The sequence below is a fragment of the Jidongwangia harbinensis genome (assembly GCF_020216025.1).
GTDB classification, from domain to species: domain Bacteria; phylum Actinomycetota; class Actinomycetes; order Mycobacteriales; family Micromonosporaceae; genus Actinoplanes; species Actinoplanes harbinensis.
Genome location: NZ_JAIWNC010000003.1, coordinates 91396 through 115325, shown reverse-complemented (window position 1 = coordinate 115325; position 23930 = coordinate 91396). Strand labels below are relative to the sequence as shown.

General features: G+C 72.1%; 20 protein-coding genes and 1 pseudogene. 12 read left to right on the top strand and 9 right to left on the bottom strand.

Features of this window, described 5'->3' with window-relative positions; translation table 11 throughout:
• Nucleotides 1-170: 170 nt before the first annotated feature.
• The gene (locus tag LDL48_RS05380) at nt 171-596 is read left to right on the top strand and encodes an uL11 family ribosomal protein (RefSeq protein WP_225253870.1); all 426 of its coding nucleotides are present in this window, start codon (nt 171-173) and stop codon (nt 594-596) included.
• A 31-nt stretch (nt 597-627) separates the two neighbouring features.
• Here LDL48_RS05380 and LDL48_RS05375 read toward each other — a convergent pair whose 3' ends face one another.
• The 4 genes from LDL48_RS05375 to LDL48_RS05360 form a co-directional block, all read right to left on the bottom strand.
• Nucleotides 628-1275 carry an ATP-dependent Clp protease proteolytic subunit gene (locus LDL48_RS05375; RefSeq protein ID WP_225253869.1) on the bottom strand — a complete coding sequence of 216 codons (648 nt, stop codon included), beginning with the start codon at nt 1273-1275 and terminating at the stop codon, nt 628-630.
• Between the two features lie 100 nt (nt 1276-1375).
• Nucleotides 1376-2041: a response regulator gene (locus tag LDL48_RS05370; protein ID WP_225253868.1), complete on the bottom strand. Its 666-nt coding sequence runs from the start codon at nt 2039-2041 to the stop codon at nt 1376-1378.
• A complete protein-coding gene (locus tag LDL48_RS05365) occupies nt 2038-3588 on the bottom strand; it encodes a sensor histidine kinase (protein ID WP_225254124.1) in 1551 nt (516 codons plus the stop codon). Before LDL48_RS05365 ends, LDL48_RS05370 begins: the two co-directional genes overlap by 4 nt.
• Nucleotides 3588-3965, bottom strand: a complete 378-nt coding sequence (locus LDL48_RS05360) for a hypothetical protein (RefSeq protein ID WP_225253867.1) — start codon at nt 3963-3965, stop codon at nt 3588-3590. The genes LDL48_RS05365 and LDL48_RS05360 overlap by 1 nt, the downstream gene beginning before the upstream one ends.
• A gap of 220 nt (nt 3966-4185) precedes the next feature.
• Here LDL48_RS05360 and LDL48_RS05355 point away from each other — a divergent pair, with 220 nt between their 5' ends.
• From LDL48_RS05355 to LDL48_RS05340, 4 genes are all read left to right on the top strand, one after another.
• Nucleotides 4186-4794 (top strand): cysteine hydrolase family protein, encoded by a 609-nt coding sequence (locus tag LDL48_RS05355; RefSeq protein ID WP_225253866.1) that lies wholly within the window; start codon nt 4186-4188, stop codon nt 4792-4794.
• A 31-nt stretch (nt 4795-4825) separates the two neighbouring features.
• Nucleotides 4826-5533: a GntR family transcriptional regulator gene (locus LDL48_RS05350; RefSeq protein WP_225253865.1), complete on the top strand. Its 708-nt coding sequence runs from the start codon at nt 4826-4828 to the stop codon at nt 5531-5533.
• 79 nt (nt 5534-5612) lie between these two features.
• The gene (locus LDL48_RS05345) at nt 5613-7124 is read left to right on the top strand and encodes an NCS1 family nucleobase:cation symporter-1 (RefSeq protein WP_225253864.1); all 1512 of its coding nucleotides are present in this window, start codon (nt 5613-5615) and stop codon (nt 7122-7124) included.
• The gene (locus LDL48_RS05340) at nt 7114-7875 is read left to right on the top strand and encodes an aspartate/glutamate racemase family protein (protein WP_225253863.1); all 762 of its coding nucleotides are present in this window, start codon (nt 7114-7116) and stop codon (nt 7873-7875) included. Before LDL48_RS05345 ends, LDL48_RS05340 begins: the two co-directional genes overlap by 11 nt.
• Here the strand turns inward: LDL48_RS05340 and LDL48_RS05335 are convergent.
• From LDL48_RS05335 to LDL48_RS05315, 5 genes are all read right to left on the bottom strand, one after another.
• A complete protein-coding gene (locus tag LDL48_RS05335; protein ID WP_225253862.1) occupies nt 7831-8451 on the bottom strand; it encodes a GOLPH3/VPS74 family protein in 621 nt (206 codons plus the stop codon). The genes LDL48_RS05340 and LDL48_RS05335 overlap by 45 nt on opposite strands.
• Before the next feature lies 1 nt (nt 8452).
• Nucleotides 8453-8668, bottom strand: coding sequence for a type II toxin-antitoxin system antitoxin (locus LDL48_RS05330; protein ID WP_225253861.1), 216 nt, complete (start codon nt 8666-8668; stop codon nt 8453-8455).
• A 4-nt stretch (nt 8669-8672) separates the two neighbouring features.
• On the bottom strand, nt 8673-9584 hold the full coding sequence (locus tag LDL48_RS05325) for an SPFH domain-containing protein (protein ID WP_225253860.1): 912 nt from the start codon (nt 9582-9584) through the stop codon (nt 8673-8675).
• Between the two features lie 589 nt (nt 9585-10173).
• Nucleotides 10174-10827, bottom strand: coding sequence for an MBL fold metallo-hydrolase (locus LDL48_RS05320; protein ID WP_225253859.1), 654 nt, complete (start codon nt 10825-10827; stop codon nt 10174-10176).
• A gap of 2 nt (nt 10828-10829) precedes the next feature.
• Nucleotides 10830-11528: a maleylpyruvate isomerase family mycothiol-dependent enzyme gene (locus LDL48_RS05315; protein ID WP_225253858.1), complete on the bottom strand. Its 699-nt coding sequence runs from the start codon at nt 11526-11528 to the stop codon at nt 10830-10832.
• A gap of 254 nt (nt 11529-11782) precedes the next feature.
• Here LDL48_RS05315 and rsgA point away from each other — a divergent pair, with 254 nt between their 5' ends.
• The 7 genes and pseudogenes from rsgA (at nt 11783) to LDL48_RS05280 (ending at nt 23889) form a co-directional block, all read left to right on the top strand.
• Complete coding sequence (rsgA, locus tag LDL48_RS05310; RefSeq protein ID WP_225253857.1) at nt 11783-12823, top strand: ribosome small subunit-dependent GTPase A; 1041 nt, start codon at nt 11783-11785, stop codon at nt 12821-12823.
• A gap of 21 nt (nt 12824-12844) precedes the next feature.
• The gene (locus tag LDL48_RS05305) at nt 12845-14650 is read left to right on the top strand and encodes a hypothetical protein (protein ID WP_225253856.1); all 1806 of its coding nucleotides are present in this window, start codon (nt 12845-12847) and stop codon (nt 14648-14650) included.
• Between the two features lie 165 nt (nt 14651-14815).
• A complete protein-coding gene (uvrA, locus tag LDL48_RS05300) occupies nt 14816-17779 on the top strand; it encodes an excinuclease ABC subunit UvrA (RefSeq protein WP_225253855.1) in 2964 nt (987 codons plus the stop codon).
• A gap of 253 nt (nt 17780-18032) precedes the next feature.
• Nucleotides 18033-18569, top strand: a complete 537-nt coding sequence (locus LDL48_RS05295; RefSeq protein WP_225253854.1) for a Rieske (2Fe-2S) protein — start codon at nt 18033-18035, stop codon at nt 18567-18569.
• Nucleotides 18570-18668: 99 nt separating this feature from the next.
• Nucleotides 18669-20846 (top strand): annotated as a pseudogene (gene uvrC / locus LDL48_RS05290) (excinuclease ABC subunit UvrC); the annotation flags it as partial.
• A gap of 992 nt (nt 20847-21838) precedes the next feature.
• Complete coding sequence (rapZ, locus tag LDL48_RS05285; RefSeq protein ID WP_225254123.1) at nt 21839-22720, top strand: RNase adapter RapZ; 882 nt, start codon at nt 21839-21841, stop codon at nt 22718-22720.
• Nucleotides 22717-23889, top strand: coding sequence for a gluconeogenesis factor YvcK family protein (locus tag LDL48_RS05280; protein ID WP_225253853.1), 1173 nt, complete (start codon nt 22717-22719; stop codon nt 23887-23889). The genes rapZ and LDL48_RS05280 overlap by 4 nt, the downstream gene beginning before the upstream one ends.
• The last annotated feature ends 41 nt before the right edge of the window (nt 23890-23930 follow it).

Genomic DNA, 23930 nt, shown 5'->3' with positions numbered 1-23930 from the left:
GCTACACTTGTCGGCGGAACCCGAGACCCAGGCCCGCTGCCGAGCACCAAGGCCGCCGTTTTGACCCGGAAACCGGCGCGGTAGTAAGGTCTCGGGGTTGTCGTGCGTACAGCTGCTGGCGAGCTCCCTGTATTCGGCCCGTGCAGCACACACTAAGGAGCTTTTGCGTAATGCCGCCCAAGAAGAAGACCCATGAGGTAACCCTCGCGCTTGAGGCGGGTAACGCCGCGATGGTCGACCTCGGCAAGATGCTCGGTCCGACCGGCGCGAACATGCGGGCCGTGAAGGTCGAGTACGACGAGGCCACGTCGAAGAACCGCGGCGAGATCATTCCGGTCGTCGTCAGCGTCTTCGAGGACCGCAGCCACCAGCTCACCTACAAGACGCCGCCGACCAGCTTCCTGATCCGTAAGGCTCTGGGGATCCAGTCCGGCGCGTCGAACCCGGCGACCCAGACCGTCGGCACGCTCAGTGCCACCCAGGTCAAGGAGATCGCCGAGCGTAAGCTGCCCGACCTCAACGCGAACGACCTCGACGCCGCGGTCAAGGTCGTGGCCGGCACCGCCCGCTCGATGGGTGTCAAGGTCGCCGAGTAAGTTCCGGCTCACCGCACGCGGGTCCTCCTGGTCAGGAGGGCCCGCGTGCGTCGTCTCCGACCACGGTGTCGATCAGGCCGTAGTCGCGCGCCTCCGCGGCGGACAGGCTGCGGCCGGACGCCAGGTCGTCCTCGATCCGGCTGCGGGTCTGGCCGGTGACCGCGACCAGGCGCAGCACGACCTCCTCCAGCTCGCGCAGGTGCTGCCCGGCGGCCGCGGCCACCTCGTCGGCGGTGCCGGTCAGCCCGGCCGCGCGGGGCTCGGCCAGCTTGAAGCGGGCGTGCCGGTACGCCGAACGGCGTTCCGCCGCGGCCAGCACCGCGAGCACCGCGCCGCCGGCCTCCGAGGTCACCGTGGCGTGCACCGTCGCGGCCAGCGAGTCCATCACGTCCACCACGGACAGTGCGGCGCCGAGTTCACCGGCCGAGCTGGCCACGTGCAGCTGCACCGGCGCCGGACCGGTCGCGTCCAGGGTGAGCAGCGCGGCCGCGACCTGCGTGGCGGCCACCGTGGTGAGCGGGCCGCGGATCATGACGATGCGCTGGTCGAACAGTCGCTCCTCGAGCCAGCCGGGCAGTCCCGGGCCGGCCTGCAGCCCGCCGGGCAGTCCCGGTGGCCACGGCTCGGGGGAGCGGTCCGGGGCGGGTTGCCAGCGCATCGGGTCGTGTCGCAGCTCCACCGTGGCCTCCACCGGGTTGAGGGGTCCCGCCAGCGTAGCCAGCGCATCGGGCCCGGGCCGACCGCTTCCGCTGAGGGCGGACGGGCCGGCCGGCCGTGCCTCAGCGCAGCAGGCCGGCCTGGTGCACGAGCAGCGCGGCCTGCACCCGGTTCTCGCACTCCAGCTTCAGCAGGATCCGGCTCACGTGGGTCTTCACGGTGCTCTCCGAGATGAACAGTTCCTCGCTGATCGCCGTGTTCGACAGGCCCCGCCCCACCGATACCAGGACCTCCCGTTCCCGGTCGGTCAGCTGGGCGAGCCGGGACGCCGCGGACGCCACCGATCCCGGCCGGAACTTCCGGAGCTGGCTCATCGCCTGCCGGGTGACCGGCGGCGAGAGGTAGGCGTCGCCGGACGCCGCGGCGCGGATCGCCGGCTCGAGTTCCTCGGCGGCGGAACTCTTCAGCACGAAACCGGCCACGCCCGCACCGACCGCCTCGGCGATGTACTGCGCCTCGCCGAACGTGGTCAGCACGATCACCGCCGCGGACGAGCCGGCCCGGAGGCGGGGCAGCGCAGCCAGGCCGTCGAGCACCGGCATCTTGATGTCCAGCAGGACCACCTGCGGGCGGTGCCGGACGGCCAGGTCGATCGCCTGCTGCCCGTCGACGGCCTCGGCCACCACCTCGACGCCGGGCACCCGGCTCAGGATCAGACCGATGCCGGCGCGGATGAGTTCGTCGTCGTCGGCGACCAGGACCCGGATCGGTTTCGGGGTGGCGGTCATCGGCGGACGCCCTCCTTGGTGATCAGTACCCCGTCGCGGAAACAGAGCCGGTAGTAGGCGTCCGTCGCGCCCAGCGGCGTCTGCGGGGTGGCGGAGTAGTCGAGGCAGGTGGTGCCGGCCGGGCTGCCGGGCGCCGGCGCCGACGGTTCCGGCAGGCGCGCCCGGATCCGGTCCTCGGCGTCGCCGACCCGGAGCGACGCGAACGTCTCCGCGCTCACCGTCTGCTGGCGGAGCAGCAGCACGCCACCGCCGAAGCAGAGTCCGACCACCGCCAGCGAACCGAGCGCCAGCGCCGCGATCCACCGGCGGGACCGGCGCCGGGCGGCCCGGTGCAGGTCGTCGATCATCGCGTCCGCCGGGTCGGGCGGCGGCAGGTGCGGTTCCGGCGTCCGTACGTCCAGCGGCAGCGTGGCGGCGAGGCGGTACCCGCCGTCGGCTTCCCGGCCGTGGTAGAGCAGCCCGCCGGTGAGGTGCACGCGTTCGGCCAGCCCGTACAGGCCCTGGCCGCCGGTCGGGGTGCCGGCCGGGGCGCCGGGACCGTTGACGACCTCGGCGACCAGCGCGTCCGGCTCGTAGCGCACGGTCATCCGGATGGTGCTGCCGCGGGCGTGCCGCAGCGCGTTGGTCACGCCCTCCTGCAGCGTGCGGTACGCGGCGTGCTCCACCATCGGCGGCAGGCCCACCGGCGCACCGGTCCGGGTCAGCTCGATCCGTGCGCCGGCCGACCGGGCGCCGGCGACCAGGTCCTCCACCGCGTCCAGAGCCGAGGCTTCGGCGGGCCCGTCGTCCTCGTCGTGCCGCAGGACGCCGAGGATCTGCCGGAGTTCCGCCATCGCCGTCACCGACGCCTGATGCAGCACCTCCACCGTGGCGTCCGGGTGGTCCGTGGCGGAGCGCAGCGCGCCGGCGTACATCGAGATCAGGGTGAGCCGGTGGCCCAGCGAGTCGTGCATCTCGCCGGCGATCCGGGCCCGTTCGCGGGCGCGGGCCCGGTCCGCGACCGCGCCCTGTTCGTTGCGCAGGTGGACGTTGCGTTCCTGCAGCAGGTCGAGCAGTTGACGGCGCTGGCGCACCACCCGCCCGACGACCGCCGGCAGCACGTTCGCCACCAGGAAACCGGCCAGGGCCAGGATCCAGACGCCGGTCCCGCCGTCCACGGTGGTGCCCAGGTCCGCGGCCAGCGGAGCGAGCAGCACCACGGCGAACACGGCGACCGTGCGGACGGTGCCGCGGATCCGGTAGCCGGCCGAGAAGCACAGCACCACGAGCAGGAGGTTCGTCGTGGGCTCGGCGGCGCCCAGGGCGGTCGCGGCGAGCAGCGTCCCGGCCGGGAACACCAGGCGCAGCGGCACCAGCACGAGGATGGCCGCCGCGCTCGCCGCGATCCACGCCGGTGAGCCGTCGTCGAGCCACCAGGAGACGAGCACGGAGACCGCGGCCACGGCCACGGCCAGTACGCCTTCGTACGTCAGCCGGCCCGGGCCCGCGGACCGGACGGCACGCCACCAGCGTTGCGCCGTCTCCCGCGGACCCGGCAGCATCGTCATCACCCATTCAGAATGATCTTCTTCTTCTCGGTCAGTTTGCCGCCCTGGAAGCAGAACCGGAATACCGGGAGCTCCCCCTCGCGCGCACTGTCCAGCGGCTTGACCCCGTAGTACATGCAGGATGCGCCGTCCGGGCGGCCCTGCCGGGCGGCGTCGTTCCCGTCGTAGATGTCGGCCTCGGTCATCTCCAGCGGCGCCGGAAGCGCGGCCCGCACCGAGGTCTCCGCGGTGCCCACCGCCTGCGCGTCGAACTGCTGCTGGGTGATGGTCGCGGCGAGGAAGTCCCGCCCGATGTCGAAGACGCGGTAGCCGTAGTAGCCGCCGACACCGCAGAGCACCAGGACGACGGCGAGGATGATGAGCAGAACCTTGCGCATGGTCGGGTTCGCTTTCCGCAGGGGTCAGGGACGTCCTCCACCCTCGCGTGCGGGATGCCCGCGGCGCGCCGGTCCGAGGACCGATTCCGGCGCCGCGGCCGTAGTCCGAAAGTGCCACGCGCCGGCCGCGGGGAGCTTGCCTGCCGGTCGGCCACCTGCTTGCATGGCGAAGGGTGACCACTTCGGCACACTTCGTGATCAAGCCGTCCCTGGAGGAACGATGCTTCAGCTCGACCCGGCCCGGACCGCCCTCGTGCTCATCGAGTACCAGAACGAGTTCACCTCCGACGGAGGCGTGCTGCACGGCGCGGTGTCCGCGGTGATGGACAAGACCGGCATGCTGCCCAGGACGGTGGCGCTGGTCGAGGCCGCCCGGGCCGCCGGCGTGACCGTCATGCACGCGCCGATCACGTTCGCCCCCGGGTACGGCGAACTGTCCCGCCACCCGTACGGAATCCTCAAGGGCGTGGTCGAGGGCAACGCCTTCGTCAAGGGCACCTGGGGCGCCGCGATCGTCGACGACCTCGCCCCGGCCGACGGCGACATCGTGATCGAGGGCAAGCGCGGGCTGGACACGTTCGCCAGCACCAACCTCGACTTCATCCTGCGCGGCAGGGGCATCGACACGGTGATCCTCGGCGGCTTCCTGACCAACTGCTGCGTCGAGTCGACGATGCGCAGCGCCTACGAGAACGGCTACCGGGTGATCACCCTGACCGACTGCACCGCGGCGACGTCGGCCGAGGAGCACGACAACGCCATCGCGTACGACTATCCGATGTTCTCCCTGCCGATGGAATCGGCGGCGGTCGCCGACGCGCTGAAATGAGCCGATAACCGGGCGGGTCTAGGGTCGGCCCATGCCGGGTCCGCGACGCCGCTCGATCCTGGTGTCCCGGCTCGCCGGCCGGCCCGCCGGTGGCCCGCAGAGCGTGCTGCTGGACGAGTTGCGCGCGTGCATCCTGGACGGTGACGTGCCGCCCGGCACCCCGATCCCGGTGGACCAGGTGGCGGCCGCGTTCGGGGTGAGCCGGATTCCCGTACGCGAAGCCCTGATGACCTTGATCGGCGAAGGGCTGGTCGATCACCGTCCGAACGGCGGGTACCGGGTCGCCATCCTCACCGCCCGCGAGTTCGGCGAGTTCTACCTGATCCGCGAGGCCCTGGAGACGGCGGCGTTGCGGGCCGCGGTGGCCGAGGCCGGCCCGGCCGACGACGTGCGGGCCCGGGCGGCGCACGCCGCGCTGGACGCGGCGGTGGTGGCGCACGACGCGCGGGCGCACCACCGGGAGAGCCGCCGCTTCCATCTGGCGCTGATCGCCCCGTGCCGGTTGAGCCGGCTGCTGCACCTGCTGGAGACGGCCTGGAACATGACCGAGCCGCTGCAGCCGATGGCCCACCTGGACCACGCCGGCCGGGAACGGCTGCACGCCGACCACGCGCAGATGCTGGCCGCGTTCCTAAATCGCGAACCGGACCGGCTGATCGCCGTGTTCACCGCGCACCACCGCCGGCTGCAGTCGTTCATCGAGGCGCTGCCGCGCGACACCGGCCTGTTCGCGGACTAGCGAAGATATACCGTTCCGCTCATCGGCAGGTAACAGCATGTTCCTAGCGTGTGGCCAACAGCGACCGCAAGGAGTGGCCATGGCCGACACGCTCTCCAGCAGCACCACACCCGCGGACGTCGTCGAGGCCGCCGGCCATCCGGTCGGCGGGGGCGAGATCAAGCCGGGGTACGACCCCCGCCTCACCAACGCGGACCTGGCCCCGCTGCGCCGGCAGACCTGGGGCTCGTACAACATCTTCGCCTTCTGGATGTCCGACGTGCACAGCGTCGGCGGCTACGTCACCGCGGGCAGCCTGTTCGCGCTCGGCCTGTCCAGCTGGCAGGTGCTGATCTCGCTGGTCGCCGGCATCACCATCGTCTACTTCTTCTGCAACCTCGTGGCCAAGCCCAGCCAGGTGACCGGCGTGCCGTACCCGGTGATCAACCGCGCCGCGTTCGGCGTGCTCGGCGCGAACGTGCCGGCCGTCATCCGCGGCCTGATCGCGGTGGCCTGGTACGGCATCCAGACCTACCTGGCCTCCGCCGCGCTGGACGTGGTGCTGCTCAAGCTGTTCCCGTCGCTGATGCCGTACGCCGACGTCGACCAGTACGGCTTCCTCGGGCTGCCGCTGCTCGGCTGGTGCTCCTACGCGCTGCTCTGGGTGCTGCAGGCCGCGGTGTTCTGGACCGGCATGGAGACCATCCGCAAGTTCATCGACTTCTGCGGCCCGGCCGTCTACGTGGTGATGTTCCTGCTCACCGGATACCTGATCTGGAAGGCCGGCTGGGGCGAGATCAACCTGTCGCTGGGCGAGGTGCGCTACTCCGGCGCCTCGGCGATCCCGGTGATGCTCGGCGCGATCGCGCTGGTGGTCTCCTACTTCTCCGGGCCGATGCTGAACTTCGGCGACTTCTCCCGGTACGGCAGGTCGTTCGGCGCGGTCAAACGCGGCAACCTGCTGGGCCTGCCGGTCAACTTCCTGGTGTTCTCCATCCTGGTGGTGGTCACCGCGTCGCTGACCCTCCCGGTCTTCGGCGAACTCATCACCGACCCGGTGACCACCGTGTCCCGGATCGACAGCACGTTCGCGATCGTGCTCGGCGCGCTGACGTTCACCATCGCCACCATCGGCATCAACATCGTGGCGAACTTCATCTCGCCCGCCTTCGACTTCTCCAACGTCAGCCCGCAACGGATCAGCTGGCGCGCCGGGGGCATGATCGCGGCGGTCGGCTCGGTGCTCATCACCCCGTGGAACCTGTACAACAACCCCGAGGTCATCCACTACACCTTGGAGACGCTGGGCGCGTTCATCGGCCCGCTGTTCGGTGTGCTGATCGCCGACTACTACCTGGTGCGCAAGCAGACGGTGGTGGTCGACGACATGTTCACCATGGGACCCGAGGGCCGGTACTGGTACCGCAGGGGCTACCACCCGCCGGCCATCATCGCCACCGCGGTCGGCGCGACCGTCGCCATGGTCCCGGTGCTCTGGACCGGCGGGCCCGGCATGCACACCACCGCCCAGTACAGCTGGTTCATCGGGTGCGGCCTCGGCTTCGCCGGGTACCTGGCGCTGACCACGAAGCTGCGGGCCCGTGCGCATTAGGGTGGTCAACCCCAACACCACGGCGTCGATGACCGCCACCATCGAACGCAGTGCCCGGGCCGCCGCCGGCCCGGGCACCACGATCGAGGCGGTCACCGCGGCGATGGGACCGGCCTCCATCGAGAGCCACTACGACGAGGCGCTCGCCGTACCCGGGGTGCTCGCCGCGGTGGCCGACGGCGCCGGCGCGGACGGATTCGTCGTCGCCTGCTTCGGCGACCCCGGGCTGGACGCGGCGCGGGAGCGGGCGACGGCGCCGGTGGTCGGCATCGCGGAGGCCGCGATGCACGCGGCCACCCTGGTCGGGCGCGGCTTCAGCGTGGTGACCACCCTGGACCGGACCCGGGGCCGGGCATGGGACCTGGCCGGGCGGTACGTCCCGGCCGGCGCCTGCCGCGGCGTGCACGCCTGCGACCTGCCGGTGCTCGCGCTGGAGGACGACCCGACGGTGCTCGAGCGGGTGGTGGAGCGGGCCCGCGAGGCGCTGGACCGGGACGGCTCCGACGTCGTGGTGCTCGGCTGCGCCGGCCTGGCGGACCGGTGCGCGGCGGTGTCGGCCGAACTGGGCGTGCCGGTGATCGACGGGGTGGCGGCCGGGGTCGCGCTGGTGGAGGCGCTGGTGCGGACCGGGGTGCGGACGTCGCCGCGCGGGGAGTACGCGGCGCCGCCGCGCAAGCCGTACCGCGGGGTGCTGAGCGCCTTCGGCCTAGGCGGCGGCCGCGGCGTCCTCGATGGACCGTCGCAGCGCTGAGCCGATCGGTCCGCTGAGCTGGGTGAGTTCCCGGATGCGCCGCTTGTTGGCGCGTTTGGTCCGGCGGTCGAGGACGAGCCGGAGGTTGCCGACGGCGACGATGGCCACGAGTGCGGCGTCGGCGTCGGCGACCCGGTCGACCGGCTTGTGCAGGGCGGCGTTGACCCGGCCGAGAAGATCCTTGCGGACGCGGGGGTCGCGGATGGTCACCGTGGTGACGGGGAACAGGCCGAGGACCTTGCGGGGTTGGAGGCGGACCCAGCCGCCGTCACCGAGCTGCCGGCGTACCGCGCGGACGGTGGCCCGGTGGCGGCGGCCGATCCAGGAGTGCCACTTGCGCCGCCGGCCACCGGCGATCTCGTCGAGGAATGCGTCCAGGACGGGATCGTGGCGGGGCTCCCGGGCCCGGACGGCGACGCGGCCGTTCTCGTCGGTGAGGTGGCCGCTGAGGTAGAGGTCGGCGAGGGCCGCGGCGCGCAGCATGGCACCCAGGTTGGTGCCCAGGCGGACCCGGCCCTTGTCGGGGTCGTGGGCCAGCAGGAAGATGCGCTGGGGCAGGCTGTCGGGTACGGCCATGTCACTCTTCTTCCGGGTCGGGGGTGGCGGGGGGCCGGCCGGGTCCGCGCATCCGCCCGACGCCCCCGGGCAGCCGGCCGGCGTCGGCGAGCGCCTTGCGCAGGAGGTACTCGATCTGGGCATTGGTGCTGCGGAACTCGTCCGCGGCCCAGCGGGCGAGCGCGTCGTGCACCGCGGGGTCGAGCCGGAGGAGGAGTTTCTTCCGTTCGGCAGCCATCGGGCTAGGCGTAGAGCGTGCCCGCGTTGACCACGGGCTGGGCGTCCCGGTCGCCGCACAGCACCACCAGCAGGTTGCTGACCATCGCCGCCTTCCGCTCCTCGTCGAGGTCGACGACGTGCTTCTCGGCGAGGCGGATCAGTGCCATCTCCACCATGCCCACCGCACCCTCGACGATGCGGGTACGGGCCGCGACGATGGCGTTCGCCTGCTGCCGGCGGAGCATGGCGTGGGCGATCTCGGGCGCGTAGGCGAGCCGGGTCAGCCGGGATTCAATGATCTTCACGCCGGCGGCGGCGACCCGTACGCCGATCTCCTCCGACAGCCGTGCGGTGATCTCGTCGGCGTTGTCCCGCAGCGACATCTGGGTGGTGTCGTGGGAGTCGTAGGAGTAGCTGTTGGCGATGTGCCGCACGGCGGTCTCGGTCTGGATGGCGACGAACTCGATGAAGTCGTCCACCTCGAAGACGGCGCGGGCGGTGTCCTCCACCTGCCAGACGACGACCGCGGCGATCTCGATCGGATTGCCGTCCGCGTCGTTGACCTTGAGCACGTCGGTCTCGTGGTTGCGGATGCGGGTGGAGATCCTGCGCCGGGCGGTGATCGGATTGACCCAGCGGAGCCCGTCCGTGCGCACGGTGCCGGTGTACCGGCCGAGGAGCTGCAGGACGCGGGCCTCGCCGGGCGCGACGGGGGTGAGGCCGGCCGCGGCGACCGCGGCGGCCAGGCCGACCAGCAGGCTGAGGCCGACCAGGCTGCCCGCGACCGCCGGGTTCTCCTGCTGCACGCCGATCGCGAAGATGGCGACGCTGAGCGCGAGCACCAGGACGGACAGGGCCAGCACCGGCCAGCCCGAGACGCCCCGGGCGATGCGCTCGCGGACCTGGGGGGTGGGCAGGTCGAGATGTTCCGTCATGGCGGCTCCTTCAGACGTTGATGTCCTCAGGCTATCAAAGTGATATCACTTTTCCAAGGCGAACGGGCGCGGCCGGTTAGCTTCGCTGACGGTGCCCCGGGCGGGTTGTCGTGCGCACTGGGCGAGGCGCCCCACCCGGCGGCGCGAGTGATCGCCGGTTCCCGCATTAGATCGCCCTGCTCGACCGCCTGCCGGCGCCGCGCGGGGCCCAGCCGGGTGTGGGGAGTTGCGGTGCGGGGCGAGCCGTTTCGGCACGCGCTGGGCGTGGGTCGGTTGGGTGTGGGGAGTTGCGGTGCGGGGCGAGCCGTCTCGGCACACGCTGCGCGTGGGGAGGCCCGGTGGAGGCGCGGCGCGGAGCGAATCGTTTCCGCACGCGCCGCGGGCATTGACCGTGTAATGGGGCGTAGGAACAACGTGGGCGGGTGGAAGGGTGGTGAGCCGCCCGGGCCGCGAGGCTGACGGGTGGAAGACGACCCAGCCGCCAAGATCTACGGCGGGAAAGACGCATAACGGACCGGCGGTGGACAAGCCACGGATGGCGCCGCTCTCCCCCCAACACGGAGGCGTCGCCGCCGGCTCGTGGGCCGGCTCACCAGCCGCGGGCGCGCCACTCCGGCAGCGACGGGCGTTCCGCGCCGAGCGTCGAGTCCCGGCCGTGGCCGGGATAGAACCAGGTGTCGTCGCCGAACCGGTCGAACAGCTTGCGCTCCACGTCGCCGATCAGCGAGGCGAAGTTCTTCCGGTCGCCGCGGGTGTTGCCCACGCCGCCGGGGAACAGGCTGTCGCCGGTGAACAGGTGTGCCGTGCCGGCCGGGTCCTGGTAGTGCAGCACGATCGAGCCGGGCGTGTGGCCGACCACGTGGATGACCTCGAGCGTGCAGTCGCCGACCGGGACCCGGTCGCCGTCGGTCAGCGTGCCGGTGATCACCGGGATGCCCGGCGCGTCGTCGGCGTGTGCCAGGGACGCGGCGCCGGTGGTGCGGACCACCTCGGCCAGCGCCTGCCAGTGGTCGCCGTGGCGGTGCGTGGTGACCACCGCGGCCAGGCCCCCGTCGCCGATCACCGCGCGCAGCCGGGCCGCGTCGTTGGCCGCGTCGATCAGCACCTGCGTGCCGTCGGACCGGCAGCGCAGCAGGTAGGCGTTGTTGTCCATGGGGCCGACCGACACCTTGGTGACGGTCAGCCCGGTCAGCTCGCGCACCGCGGCGGGCCCGCCGGGCGTGACGTCTCCGGTGTAGGACATGGTCACTTCCATTTCGGTACGGCCGGGAGCTCGCCGTCCGGCGCCACGGTCAGGTCGCCGCCGTCGCCACGGCCGGCCAGCCACGCCGCCAGGGCGCGGGTCGGGCCGCCGATCACCGGGGCGGTCGCGCCGTCGCCGATGGTCAGCGGGTGCTCCAGGCCGTGCGGGCGCAGCACCATCGCGGGTGCGTCCGGGGCCGCGCCGGTGACGATCTCGCGCAGCAGGCGCAGGGCGAACGCGTCCGACCAGTCGGCCGGCGTGTAACCGGCGCCGAGGTCGACGTGGTGCACCTCGACCTCGCGCAGCCGCGCCCACGGCACCGCGGCCGCGGACTGGCCGGTGGACGGCAGGTGGAACGCCCAGGACTCGGCGGGCATCGCCGCGGCGGCGTCGGCGAACCGCTCGTGCGCGGTGCGGATGTCCTCGATCTGCTCGGCGAGCGGGCGCCCGGCACCGGCCTCGATGCCGGCCGTCCGGGCTTCCGGCGACGGGTACGCCGGAGTTTCCACGCCGGTCCGGGCCCAGGTGAGCAGGTTCGTGTAGGCGTCGGCGTTGCGGGCCACGTGGCTGAGCACGTGGCCGACGGTCCAGCCGGGCAGCGGCGACGGCGCGGTCACGTCGGTCAGCCCGTCGGCCGTGGCGAGCAGGCGGTCGGTGGCCGCGTCCACGTCCGTCATCAGCACCAGCGGATCCATGGTCACGAGCGGGGCCCCCGGCTGTCGGGCGGGCCGGAAATCGCAAGGGTCACGGTCGGAACCTTAGTAGGTGGGTCCGACACCCCGGCACCATAATTCGCTTCCCGCTGCGTAGCGGCGACCGTACCGTCGGTTCAGACGCATCGACCGATGCCCGGGGAGGAGGTGGGAAGCATGCGGTCTGCTGTTGCTGCGTCCCGTCGCACGGAGGTCCCCGCCTGACGACGGCGGGCGTCGCCTCCCTCACCGTAAGGGCTGCCATGACGTACGACCTGTCCCAGCTGGGCTGGGACGACTTCTTCGCATCCTCGTTCGCCCCGCTCGACCGCACCGACACCCGGCCCGGGCGGGTGCTGCGGGCGGACCGCGGCGTGTGCACCGTGCTGGACGCCGGCGGCGTCACCCGGGCCACGCTGGCCGGGTCGGTGCTGCTCAGCGCGGCCCGGGACCCCGCGCTGCTGCCGTGCGCCGGCGACTGGGTGGTGGTGCGGCACTGGCCGGACCGGCGTACCACCGTCGAATGTGTCCTGCCGCGACGCACCACCCTGATCCGCCGGACCGCGGACAAGGACTCCTCCGGCCAGGTCCTGGCCGCCAACATGGACACCGTCGCGGTGGTCGAGCCGATGCTGCCGGCGCCGGACGACGCCCGCGTCGAACGTCTCCTGGCGCTGGCCTGGGAGTCCGGCGCGCAACCGGTGCTGGTGCTGTCGAAAGGTGACACCGCGCCGGACCCGGCCGGGATCGCCCGGCAGCTGGCCCGGCTGGCCCCCGACGTCCCGGTGCTGCCGGTGAGCGTGCCGCGCGGCGACGGGCTGGACCGGCTCCGGGAGCTGGCCGGGCCGGGCCGCACGCTGGCGCTGCTGGGCCGCTCCGGAGCCGGCAAGTCGACCCTGGTGAACGCGCTGGCCGGGACGGCGGTGATGCCGGTGCAGGAGATCCGCCGGGCGGACGGCAAGGGGCGGCACACCACCGCGTACCGGCGGCTGGTGCCGGTGCCCGGCGGCGGGGCCGTGCTGGACACCCCGGGCATCCGCGGCGTCGGCCTGCTGGACACCGCGGCCGGGCTGGACCACGCGTTCGCCGACATCGCCGAGCTGGCCGCGCACTGCCGGTTCGGCGACTGCCGGCACGGCGCCGAGCCGGGGTGTGCGGTCGCCGCGGCGCTGCACGACGGCACGCTGTCGCCGCGGCGCCTGGAGCGCTGGCGCAAGCTGCATCAGGAGGTCGAGGTGGAGAGCGCGCGGCGGTCGGTGCGCCTGGCCGGTGCGGCCGAGCGTCGCCGCCGACGGCCCGGCTGACGTCTCTGGCAGAATGCACCGGTGCGCGCGGTGGACGAGGTCGACGAGCGGGCGGAGCCCGCGGCTGCCGCTCCGGCTCCCGCGCCGGCCCGGCGCCGCAATCTGCGGGATCTGGTGGTGTACGCCGGCTACCTGGCGCTCTCGCTGCTGGTGATGTGCCGGCTCTGGATCGACCCGAACGGCCGGGTGCTCTCCAGCAACGACGACGACCACGGCGTCTTCCTGTTCATGCTGGCGCACGCCGAGCGGGTGGTGTTCCACGGCGAGAGCCCGTTCTACAGCGAGCGGCTGAACGTGCCGGACGGCGTGAACATGATGGCCAACACGTCGATCCTGGCGCTGAGCCTGCCGGTGGCCCCGATCACGCACTTCCTCGGCGGCGGCGTCTCGGTGGCCGTACTCCTCACGCTCGGTCTGGCCGGCACGGCCGCGGCCTGGTATTTCGTGTTCTCCCGGCACCTGCTGCGGACCCGGCGGGCGGCCTGGATCGGCGGCCTGTGGTGCGGGTTCTGCCCGGCGATGGTGTCGCACGCCAACGGGCACATCAACTTCGTCGCCCAGTTCGTGGTGCCGTTCATCGTCTGGCAGGTGCTGCGGCTGCGGGAACCGGGCCGGGCGGTGCGCGGCGGGATCGTGCTCGCCCTGCTGGTGGTGCTGCAGGTCTTCATCAACGAGGAGACGCTGCTGTTCACGGCGCTCACGCTGGGGGTGTTCGTGCTGGCCTACGCGGCCATGGCCCGGGCCGACGCCCGGGCGGTGGCGCCGCGGTTCCTGGCCGGGCTGGGCGTGACCGCGGTGACCGCGTCGGCGCTGCTGGCGTACCCGTTGTGGTGGCAGTTCTTCGGTCCGCGCAGTTATCACGGGCAGCCGTTCGATCCCGGTCACTACGTCACCGACCTGCTCTCGGTCGGCGCGTACGCGCGGCAGTCGCTGGCCGGCAACGGCGCGATCGCCCGGCAGCTGAGCGTCAGCGGGACCGAGGACAACACGTTCTTCGGCGTACCCCTGCTGATCATGCTCGGGGTCTGCCTGGCCGTGCTGTGGCGCTCGGCGGCCGCGCGGGCCACCGCCGTGGCCGGGCTGGTCCTGCTGATCGCCTCGATGGGGCCCTGGCTGCGGGTGGCCGGGCAGGACACCTCGATCCCGCTGCCGTTCGGGCTGATCAGTCACGTGCCGATCATCGACCTGGTGAGCGTGACCCGGTTCGCGATCGTGACCGCCACCGTGGTCGGCGTGCTGCTGGCGCTGGCCGCGGACCGGATCCCGCAGGCACCGCACCGGCGCCGGGTGGCCTTCTGGATCGGGCTCACCGTGGCCCTGGTGCCGGTCGCGCCGAAGCCGCTGCCGATCGTCGAGGCCGACCCGATCCCGTCGTTCATCGCGGACGGGACGTGGCGCTCGTACGTGCCGGAGGACCGCACCCTGGTGCCGGTGCCGCTGCCGGACGTCACCACCGGGCGCACCGCGATGCGCTGGGCCACACTGGCCAACCTCGAGTTCCGGGTGCCCCGCGGCTACTTCATGGGACCGGCGAATCCGCCCGCCGACGACACCGGGTCGTGGAGTGCCCCGCCGCGTGCCACCTCGAACCTGCTGTGGCGGGTGCGCGAGTACGGCCGCCCGGTCGCTCTCACCGAGGCGGACCGCGCCGCGGCCGTCGCCGATCTCACGTTCTGGCGGGCCGCCGTGGTGGTCCTGGTGCCCGACAGCCGCAACGGTGAGCTGCTGGAGGACACCGTCACCGGGCTGCTCCGGCGCCAGCCGCTGCAGGTCGGCGGCGTGCTGGTGTGGGACGTGCGCGATCTTCCGGTTCCCTCTGCCGAGTGACGTGTCGCCCGCCTGATCTGCGGGAATGTGCACGGGGTGCGAAGCGCTGCACCTAGGCCGGCCGAAACTTGTCGTACCCCGTGGCTAGAGTTGCCGCTGCCTTAGCTCGATCACACATATGTTCCAATTCCACCAGACGGACCCACCAGACGGAGTTGCTTGGCTGTGGCCGACCGACTGATCATCCGCGGCGCGCGGGAGCACAACCTGCGTGACGTCAACCTTGACCTGCCCCGCGACGCCCTCATCGTGTTCACCGGGCTGTCCGGCTCGGGCAAGTCGAGCCTCGCGTTCGACACGATCTTCGCCGAGGGCCAGCGCCGCTACGTCGAGTCCCTGTCGTCGTATGCACGGCAGTTCCTCGGCCAGATGGACAAGCCGGACGTCGACTTCATCGAGGGCCTGTCGCCGGCGGTGTCGATCGACCAGAAATCAACCTCGCGCAACCCGCGCTCGACCGTGGGCACCATCACCGAGGTCTACGACTACCTGCGCCTGCTGTTCGCCCGCACCGGCATCCCGCACTGCCCGGTCTGCGGCGAGCGGATCAGCCGGCAGACCCCGCAGCAGATCGTCGACCGGGTGCTGACCATGCCCGAGGGCACCCGGTTCATGGTGCTCGCGCCGGTGGTCCGCGGCCGCAAGGGTGAGTATGTCGACCTCTTCGGCGAACTGCAGGCCAAGGGGTACGCGCGGGCCCGCGTCGACGGCGTGGTGCACCCGCTGACCGAGCCGCCGAAGCTGAAGAAGCAGGAGAAGCACACCATCGAGGTGGTGGTCGACCGGCTCAGCGTCAAGGCGGCCAGCAAGCGGCGCCTGACCGACTCGGTGGAGTCCGCGCTCGGCCTGTCCGGCGGCATCGTGCTCCTCGACTTCGTCGACCTGGCCGAGGACGACCCGGAGCGGGAGCGGCGCTTCTCCGAGCACCTGGCCTGCCCGAACGACCACCCGCTGGCGATCGAGGACCTCGAACCCCGGGTGTTCTCCTTCAACGCGCCGTACGGCGCGTGCCCGGAGTGCACCGGCCTGGGCACCAAGAAGGAGGTGGACCCTGAGCTGATCATCCCGGACGAGGAGAAGAGCCTCCGCGAGGGCGCGATCCAGCCGTGGTCCGGCGGCTCGACCCTGGAATACTTCCTGCGCCTGCTGGAGGCGCTGGGCAAGGCGGAGAAGTTCAGCGTCGACACGCCCTGGCGCAAGCTGTCGTCCCGGGTGCAGAAGACGATCCTGTACGGCTCCGAGGACCAGGTCCACGTCCGGTACCGCAACAAGTACGGCCGGGAGCGCTCCTACTACACCGGCTTCGAGGGCGTGGTGCAGTGGATCGAGCGCCGCCACTCCGACACCGAGAGCGACTGGTCCCGCGACAAGTACGAGGGCTACATGCGCGACGTGCCGTGTCCCACCTGCGGCGGCGCGCGCCTCAAGCCCGAGGTCCTGGCGGTCACCATCGCCGGCAAGAGCATCGCCGAGGTCTGCAACCTGTCCGTCGGCGAGTGCGCCGAGCTGCTCGCCACGATCGAGCTGGACGACCGGCAGAAGATGATCGCCGAGCGGGTGCTCAAGGAGATCAACGCCCGGCTGCGGTTCCTGGTCGACGTCGGCCTCGACTACCTCTCGCTGGACCGCGGCGCCGGCACGCTCTCCGGCGGCGAGGCCCAGCGCATCCGGCTCGCCACCCAGATCGGCTCCGGCCTGGTCGGGGTGCTCTACGTGCTGGACGAGCCGTCCATCGGCCTGCACCAGCGCGACAACCACCGGCTGATCGAGACGCTGCTGCGGCTCAAGAAGCTGGGCAACACGTTGATCGTGGTCGAGCACGACGAGGACACCATCCGCACCGCGGACTGGATCGTCGACATCGGCCCGGGCGCCGGGGAGCACGGCGGCCAGATCGTGCACAGCGGGTCGGTGAAGGGACTGCTGGCCAACAAGCAGTCGCCGACCGGGGCCTACCTCTCCGGCCGCAAGTCGATCCCCACGCCGGCCACCCGCCGCCCGCAGACGCCGGGCCGGGAGCTGGTCGTGCAGGGTGCGCGGGAGCACAACCTGCGCAACCTCACCGTCGGATTCCCGCTCGGGCAGTTCATCGCGGTCACCGGGGTCAGCGGCTCGGGCAAGTCGACGCTGGTCAACGACATCCTCTACACGGTGCTGGCGAACCAGATCAACGGTGCCCGGATGGTGCCCGGGCGGCACACCCGGATCACCGGCCTCGACCACGTCGACAAGGTCGTGGGCGTGGACCAGTCGCCGATCGGCCGCACCCCGCGGTCCAACCCCGCGACCTACACCGGGGTGTTCGACAACATCCGCAAGCTGTTCGCGGAGACCACCGAGGCGAAGGTGCGGGGGTACGGTCCGGGCCGGTTCTCGTTCAACGTCAAGGGCGGCCGCTGCGAGAACTGCTCCGGCGACGGCACCATCAAGATCGAGATGAACTTCCTGCCGGACGTCTACGTGCCGTGCGAGGTGTGCAAGGGCGCCCGGTACAACCGGGAGACGCTCGAGGTGCACTACAAGGGCAAGACGATCTCCGAGGTGCTGGAGATGCCGATCGAGGAGGGCGCCGAGTTCTTCGCCGCCATCCCGGCCATCCACCGGCACCTCCGGACGCTCGTCGACGTCGGCCTCGGGTACGTCCGCCTGGGCCAGCCGGCACCGACCCTCTCCGGCGGCGAGGCGCAGCGCGTGAAGCTCGCCTCGGAGCTGCAGAAGCGGTCCACCGGCCGCACCGTGTACGTGCTCGACGAGCCGACCACCGGCCTGCACTTCGAGGACATCAGGAAGTTGCTGATGGTGCTCAACGGCCTGGTCGACAAGGGCAACACGGTGATCGTGATCGAGCACAACCTGGACGTCATCAAGACCGCCGACTGGCTCATCGACATGGGCCCGGAGGGTGGCAGCAAGGGCGGCCTGATGCTGGCGGCCGGCACCCCGGAGGAACTGGCCGAGGTGCCGGAGAGCCACACCGGATCGTTCCTGCGGGCCACGCTGGGCCTGACCGGCGGGCCGTCCGGCGGCGTGGACGCGGTGAGCCGCGCGGCCAAGGCCAACGGCACCGCGAAGGCGCCGGCCAAGAAGGCCGCTCCGCGGGCCCGCTCCCGGGCCAAGGCGGCGGTATAACCAGAGTTAATTGAAGTCTCAGGTAACTCACAGCTACACAGCCCGAAGGTGCCGTAACGTCGGCGCCATCGGGCTGTGTGCGTTGTGATGCGGCCCGGCCACCGGTCCAACGCGCGCCAACCGGGGCAAAATGGTGCGGGAACGATCGAGAAAGTTGTCGTCGGCATGAACCACACCGACGGCCTCGACGTATCTAGAAACAGCGCCGCGTGACGACGTGGCGTTCATCAGGGTTACTGGAGGGTTCCGACCAATGACTGACGTGCAGGCGAGGCCCGAGACCGTGTGCCGGCATGAAACGACCAGCGGCGCGGTACCCACCCGTCGGGCCGTACTGACCGGGGCCGGCGCCCTGGGCGCCACCTGTCTCCTGGCGGCGTGCGGCACCGACACCCGCGGCAGCACCGGCAACAACGAACCGGAGTACTCCAACGACCCCATCCCGGCCGGTAGCTCCGGCCCGGCCGGCGACGCCAGCGGCAAGCCGGAGTCCGACGGCGGCGGTGGCGGTGTGGTGCTGGCCGCGAAGGCGGACGTGCCCGAGGGCGGCGGCGTCATCAAGGGCAAGTACGTCATCACCCAGCCCGAGAGCGGCACCTACAAGGCGTTCAGCAAGGTCTGCACGCACCAGGGCTGCGACGTCAGCAAGGTGGATGCCGGTGTGATCATCTGCACCTGCCACAACAGCGAGTTCTCCATCCTGGACGGCTCGCCGCAGAACGGACCGGCCAACCGGGCGCTGCCCGAGCAGAAGGTCAAGGTGGACGGCGACAACATCGTCGCCGCCTGAGCCGACCCGAGTTTCCCGGCCGGAGGTCCGACGCCGTGGCGGCGGCAACGGACCTCCGGTCGGGTAATCATGTCAGGGGTCGGCACTACTGTTGGAACCGTGCCTGACCCGTCCACCTACCGCCCCGCTCCCGGGACCATCCCGGACGCCCCCGGCGTCTACCGCTTCCGCGATCCCAGCGGCCGGGTGATCTACGTCGGCAAGGCGAAAAGCCTGCGTAGCCGGCTGAACTCCTACTTCGCCGACACGTGGACGCTGCACGCCCGCACCCAGCAGATGGTCACCACCGCGGCCGCCGTGGACTGGGTCACCGTGGGCAGCGAGGTGGAGGCGCTCCAGCTCGAATTCACCTGGATCAAGGAGTACGACCCGCGGTTCAACGTCAAGTACCGCGACGACAAGTCGTACCCGTTCCTCGCCGTGACGCTCAACGAGGAGTATCCGCGCCTGCAGGTGATGCGCGGCGCCAAGCGCAAGGGCGTGCGCTACTTCGGGCCGTACTCGCATGCCTGGGCCATCCGCGAGACGCTCGACCTGCTGCTCCGGGTCTTCCCAGCGCGCACCTGCTCCGCCGGGGTGTTCAAGCGGGCCGGTCAGATCGGCCGTCCGTGCCTGCTCGGCTACATCGGCAAGTGCGCCGCACCCTGCGTCGGCACGGTCACCGCCGAGGAACACCGGGCCATCGTCGACGACTTCTGCGACTTCATGGCCGGGCGCACCGACACGTTCGTCAAGCGCCTGGAACGCGACATGCTGCAGGCCTCCGAGCAGCTCGAGTTCGAGCGGGCGGCCCGGCTGCGCGACGACATCGCGGCCCTGCGCAAGGCCATGGAGAAGCAGACCGTGGTGTTCGGCGACGGCACCGACGCCGACGTGGTGGCGTTCGCCGAGGACCCGCTCGAGGCCGCCGTGCAGGTCTTCCACGTGCGCGACGGCCGGATCCGCGGCCAGCGCGGCTGGGTGGTGGAGAAGGTCGAGGACCTCACCACCGGGGACCTGGTGCACCACTTCTGCAGCCAGGTCTATGGCGGCGTGGAGGGCGAGGGGGACGTACCCCGCGAACTGCTCGTGCCCGCACTCCCGCCGGACGCGCAGGCCCTCGCCGACTGGATGGGCGAGAAGCGCGGCGGCGGCCGGGTCCAGATCCGGGTGCCCCAGCGCGGCGACAAGCGCTCGCTGATGGAGACCGTGGCTCGCAACGCCGGCGAGTCCCTGGCCCGGCACAAGCTCCGCCGGGCCGGCGACCTGACCACCCGCAGCAAGGCGCTGGACGAGATCGCCGAGGCGCTGGGCATGGACACCGCACCGTTGCGCATCGAGTGCTTCGACGTCTCCCAGATCCAGGGCACCGACGTGGTCGCCTCCATGGTGGTGTTCGAGGACGGGCTGGCCCGCAAGAGCGAGTACCGCCGGTTCGCCGTCCGGGGCAACCCCGACGGCAGCGGTACGGACGACCTGGCCGCGATGAGCGAGGTGATGCGGCGACGCTTCGCGCGGTACCGGGCCCGCCCCGGCGCGGACGCTCCCCGGGACACCCCCGAGTCCGAAACCGCCGGCCGGGTTTCCGGGGCGGCCGTCGAGTCTGAGGCTGTCGGCCGGGTTTCTGGGGGGGCCGTCGAGTCTGAGGCTGTCGGCCGGGTTTCCGGGGGGGCCGTCGAGTCTGAGGCTGTCGGTCGGGTTTCCGCGGCGAACGGCGAGTCCCGGCTCGTCGACGTGGGGTCCGTGTCGGCCGCGGGTGTCGAGCCGGCCGCCGGCGACGACCCGGCCACCGCGGAACTGCCCGGCATCGACCCGCTGACCGGAAAGCCGCGCCGGTTCGCGTACCCGCCCCAGCTCGTCGTGGTCGACGGCGGCCAGCCCCAGGTCAACGCGGTCGCCACGGTCCTGGCCGACCTGGGCATCACCGACGTGGCGCTCTGCGGCCTGGCCAAGCGCCTGGAGGAGGTGTGGCTGCCCGGCGACGACTTCCCGGTGATCCTGCCCCGCACGTCCGAAGCGCTCTACCTGCTGCAGCGCATCCGCGACGAGGCACACCGGTTCGCCATCACGTTCCACCGGCAGCGGCGGTCGAAGCGGATGACCGCCTCCGCGCTCGACAACATCCCCGGCCTGGGCGAGACCCGGCGCAAGGCGTTGCTGCGGCACTTCGGGTCGCTGAAGCGCCTCGGTCAGGCCACGCCCGAGGAGATCACCGAGGTTCCCGGCATCGGCCGGCGTACCGCCGAGGCGGTGCTGGCCGCCCTCCAACCGGACGCCGAGAAGCCGGAGACGGCGGAGTCCGCGACCTTCCCGGCGGGCGGCGCCGGCCGCACGAAGTCCGGGGCGACCCGGGCCCGCGCCGGGCTGCCGGCACCGGCGCCGGTCCGTGCGGCGGAAGCTGCGGCGGCCCGGCCGGTCTCCGCCGAGCCGGCACCGACTGTGGCCGAATCGAGCCCGGCGAGCGCGAATACCGAAACCGAAATCCTCGTTGATCCCGTTGACCGCCCGGAAGCCCCCGCGACCGGCGACGACGAACGGGGCATCCGGTCATCGGGGGACACCGGATCGGGTAACGGACCGGACCTCCGGCGGCCCTGACCGGTCCGGTCTGCCTAGGATGCAGTGTCGCGCGAGCGGCACGGAAGAAATTGACGTGGGAGGCGTGCGTGACGGAGTCGATGCCGGAGTTCGGATCGAGCGCGGCGGGCGGTGACAGGACCGGGCCCGGCGCGACGAACCGGACCGGAGGCGACCTCGGCGCGTTACACGGCGGCGGCGCCGAGCCCGGCGTGGCCAACCGTGGCGGGAGCGATCTCGGCTCGGCCGACCGCGACGGCGGCGAACTTGGTCCGGTGAACGACGACGGCTCCCGGTCTGCGGATGACAACGCCTCTCGGCCGGCGGGCGGCATTGGCTCTCGGTCGGATGCCACTGACTCTCGGCCGGTGGATGGCGTCGCCGCCCGGTCGGCGGACGGTGGGTCGGGGGGCCATGGCGTCTCCGGCGCGGCGGGCCATGGCGGCACGGGCCTCGGCAGGGTAGGGCGCGACGGCTTCGGCATGACGGAACGTGACGACACTGGCATGACGGATCGTGACAGTGCTGGAGTGTCGGGCCGGGATGGTGCCGGTCTGTCGGGCCGGGATGGTGCCGGTCTGTCGGGCCGGGATGGTTCTGGTGTGGCGGGCCGGGCCGGTGTAGCGGGCCAAGATGGTTCTGGCGTGCCGGGCCGGGATGGCTTGGGCGCGGCGGGCCGTGGCAGCGGCGCCGACGACGACCAGGTGGAGATCATCGAGCCCGATCCCGACGAGGTCGACACCGACCTGGTCGTGGTCACCGGCCTCTCCGGCGGCGGCCGCAGCACGGTGGCGCGCGCCCTGGAGAACGTCGGCTTCTACGTCGTCGACAACCTGCCGCAGGCGCTGATGCTGGACATGGCGCAGCTCGCGTTCCAGGCGGGCGGGGCGGCCCGGCGTACCGCCATGGTTCTGGACGTCCGCAGCCGCGCGTTCTCCACCGACCTGGCCGGCGCGATCCGGGCGCTCAAGGAGCGCGGCTTCTCGCCGCGCGTGGTGTTCGTGGACGCCGACGACGAGGTGCTGATCCGGCGGTTCGAGTCGGTGCGGCGCTCGCACCCGCTGCAGGGCGACGGCCGTCTCGCCGACGGCATCGCGGCCGAGCGCAAGCTGCTCGAGGAGGCCCGCGAACAGGCCGACGTGATCATCGACACCAGTCATCTCAACGTGAACCAGCTCCGGCGCCGGGTGGAGGAACTGTTCGGCGGCGAGGACGCCCGCCGGCTGCGGATCACCGTGCTGTCGTTCGGGTTCAAGTACGGCCTGCCGCCGGACGCCGACTACGTGATGGACGCCCGGTTCCTGCCCAACCCGTTCTGGGTGCCGGAGCTGCGCGACCACACCGGCCTCGAGGAGGGGGTCAGCGGGTACGTGCTCGGGCAGGACGGCGCCGGTGAGTTCGTGTCGACGTACGCGCAGCTCATCGCCGCGACCGCGCCCGGCTTCGAGCGGGAGGGCAAGCGTTACCTGACCGTGGCCGTCGGCTGCACCGGCGGCAAGCACCGCAGCGTCGCGATCACCGAGGAACTGACGTCGCGGCTGCGCGACATCCGGCTCTCCGCCCACTCGTCGCACCGTGACCTGGGGCGGGAGTGACGGGGCCCGAGGCGGCGCAGCCGCGCACTCCGGCGGGCGGGACGGGGCCTGAGGCGGCGCAGCCGCGCACTCCGACGGGCGGGACGGGGCCCGAGGCGGCGCAGCCGCGCACTCCGGCAGGCGGGACGGGGCCCGAGGCGGCGCAGCCGCGCACCCAGCCGGGCGGGACCGCGGCGCGGCCGGATGGTCGATCCGAGGGCGGGCGGCCGCTCAAGGTAGTCGCGTTCGGCGGAGGCCACGGCCTCGCCGCCTCGCTGCGCGGCCTGCGGCACTGCGCCCGCGTCCTCGACCTGGACATCACCGCGGTAGTCACGGTCGGTGACGACGGTGGGTCGAGCGGCCGGCTCCGCGCCGAGCGGGACGCCCAGCTGCCGCCCGGTGACCTGCGCCAGGCGGTGGCCGCGCTGGCGTCCGCCGACGAGTTCGGGCAGCGCACCGCGACGTTGCTGCAGCACCGGTTCGCGGCGGTCGGCGACCCGGACCCGCTGGCCGGTCACGCGGTCGGCAACCTGCTGCTGCTCGGCCTGATGGAGCTGCTCGGCGACCCGGTCGCGGCGCTGGACCACGCGCTCGCCATGGTCGGGGCGCGCGGGCGTGTGCTGCCGATGGCCTGCCACGCGGTGGGCATCGAGGCCGACGTTCGCGGCGGCGACCCGGCCCAGCCCGGTGAGATTGTCACTGTCCGTGGTCAGCACGCGGTAGCGGTGACTCCGGGGCACGTCGAGGCGGTACGCCTGGTACCCGCCTCGCCGCCCGCCTGCCCGCCCGCGCTGGCCGCGATCGGCGACGCCGACTGGTTGATCTTCGGGCCGGGCAGCTGGTACACCAGCGTCCTGCCGCACCTGCTGGTGCCGGAGCTGGCCGACGCGATCGTCACCAGCCGGGCCCGCCGGTTGGTGACGCTGAACCTGGCGGCGGACAACGAGACGCTCGGCCTCTCGGTGGCCGACCATCTGGCCGCGCTGCACTGGTACCTGCCCAAGCTGCACGTGGATGCCGTCCTGGCGGACGCGCGCTGGGTGGGCGAACCCGAACCGGTGCACCGGGCCGCGGAGTCGCTCGGGGCTCGACTGGTTCTGGCACCGTTGGCCGTTGCGGACGGCAGCGCCAGGCATGATCCTGAGTCGTTGGGCGTTGCACTGGTGCCTGTCCTGGGTGCCGCTCGTTAAGCATCAGGCGTACCACGGCACACATTGTTCAAGATCCGGCG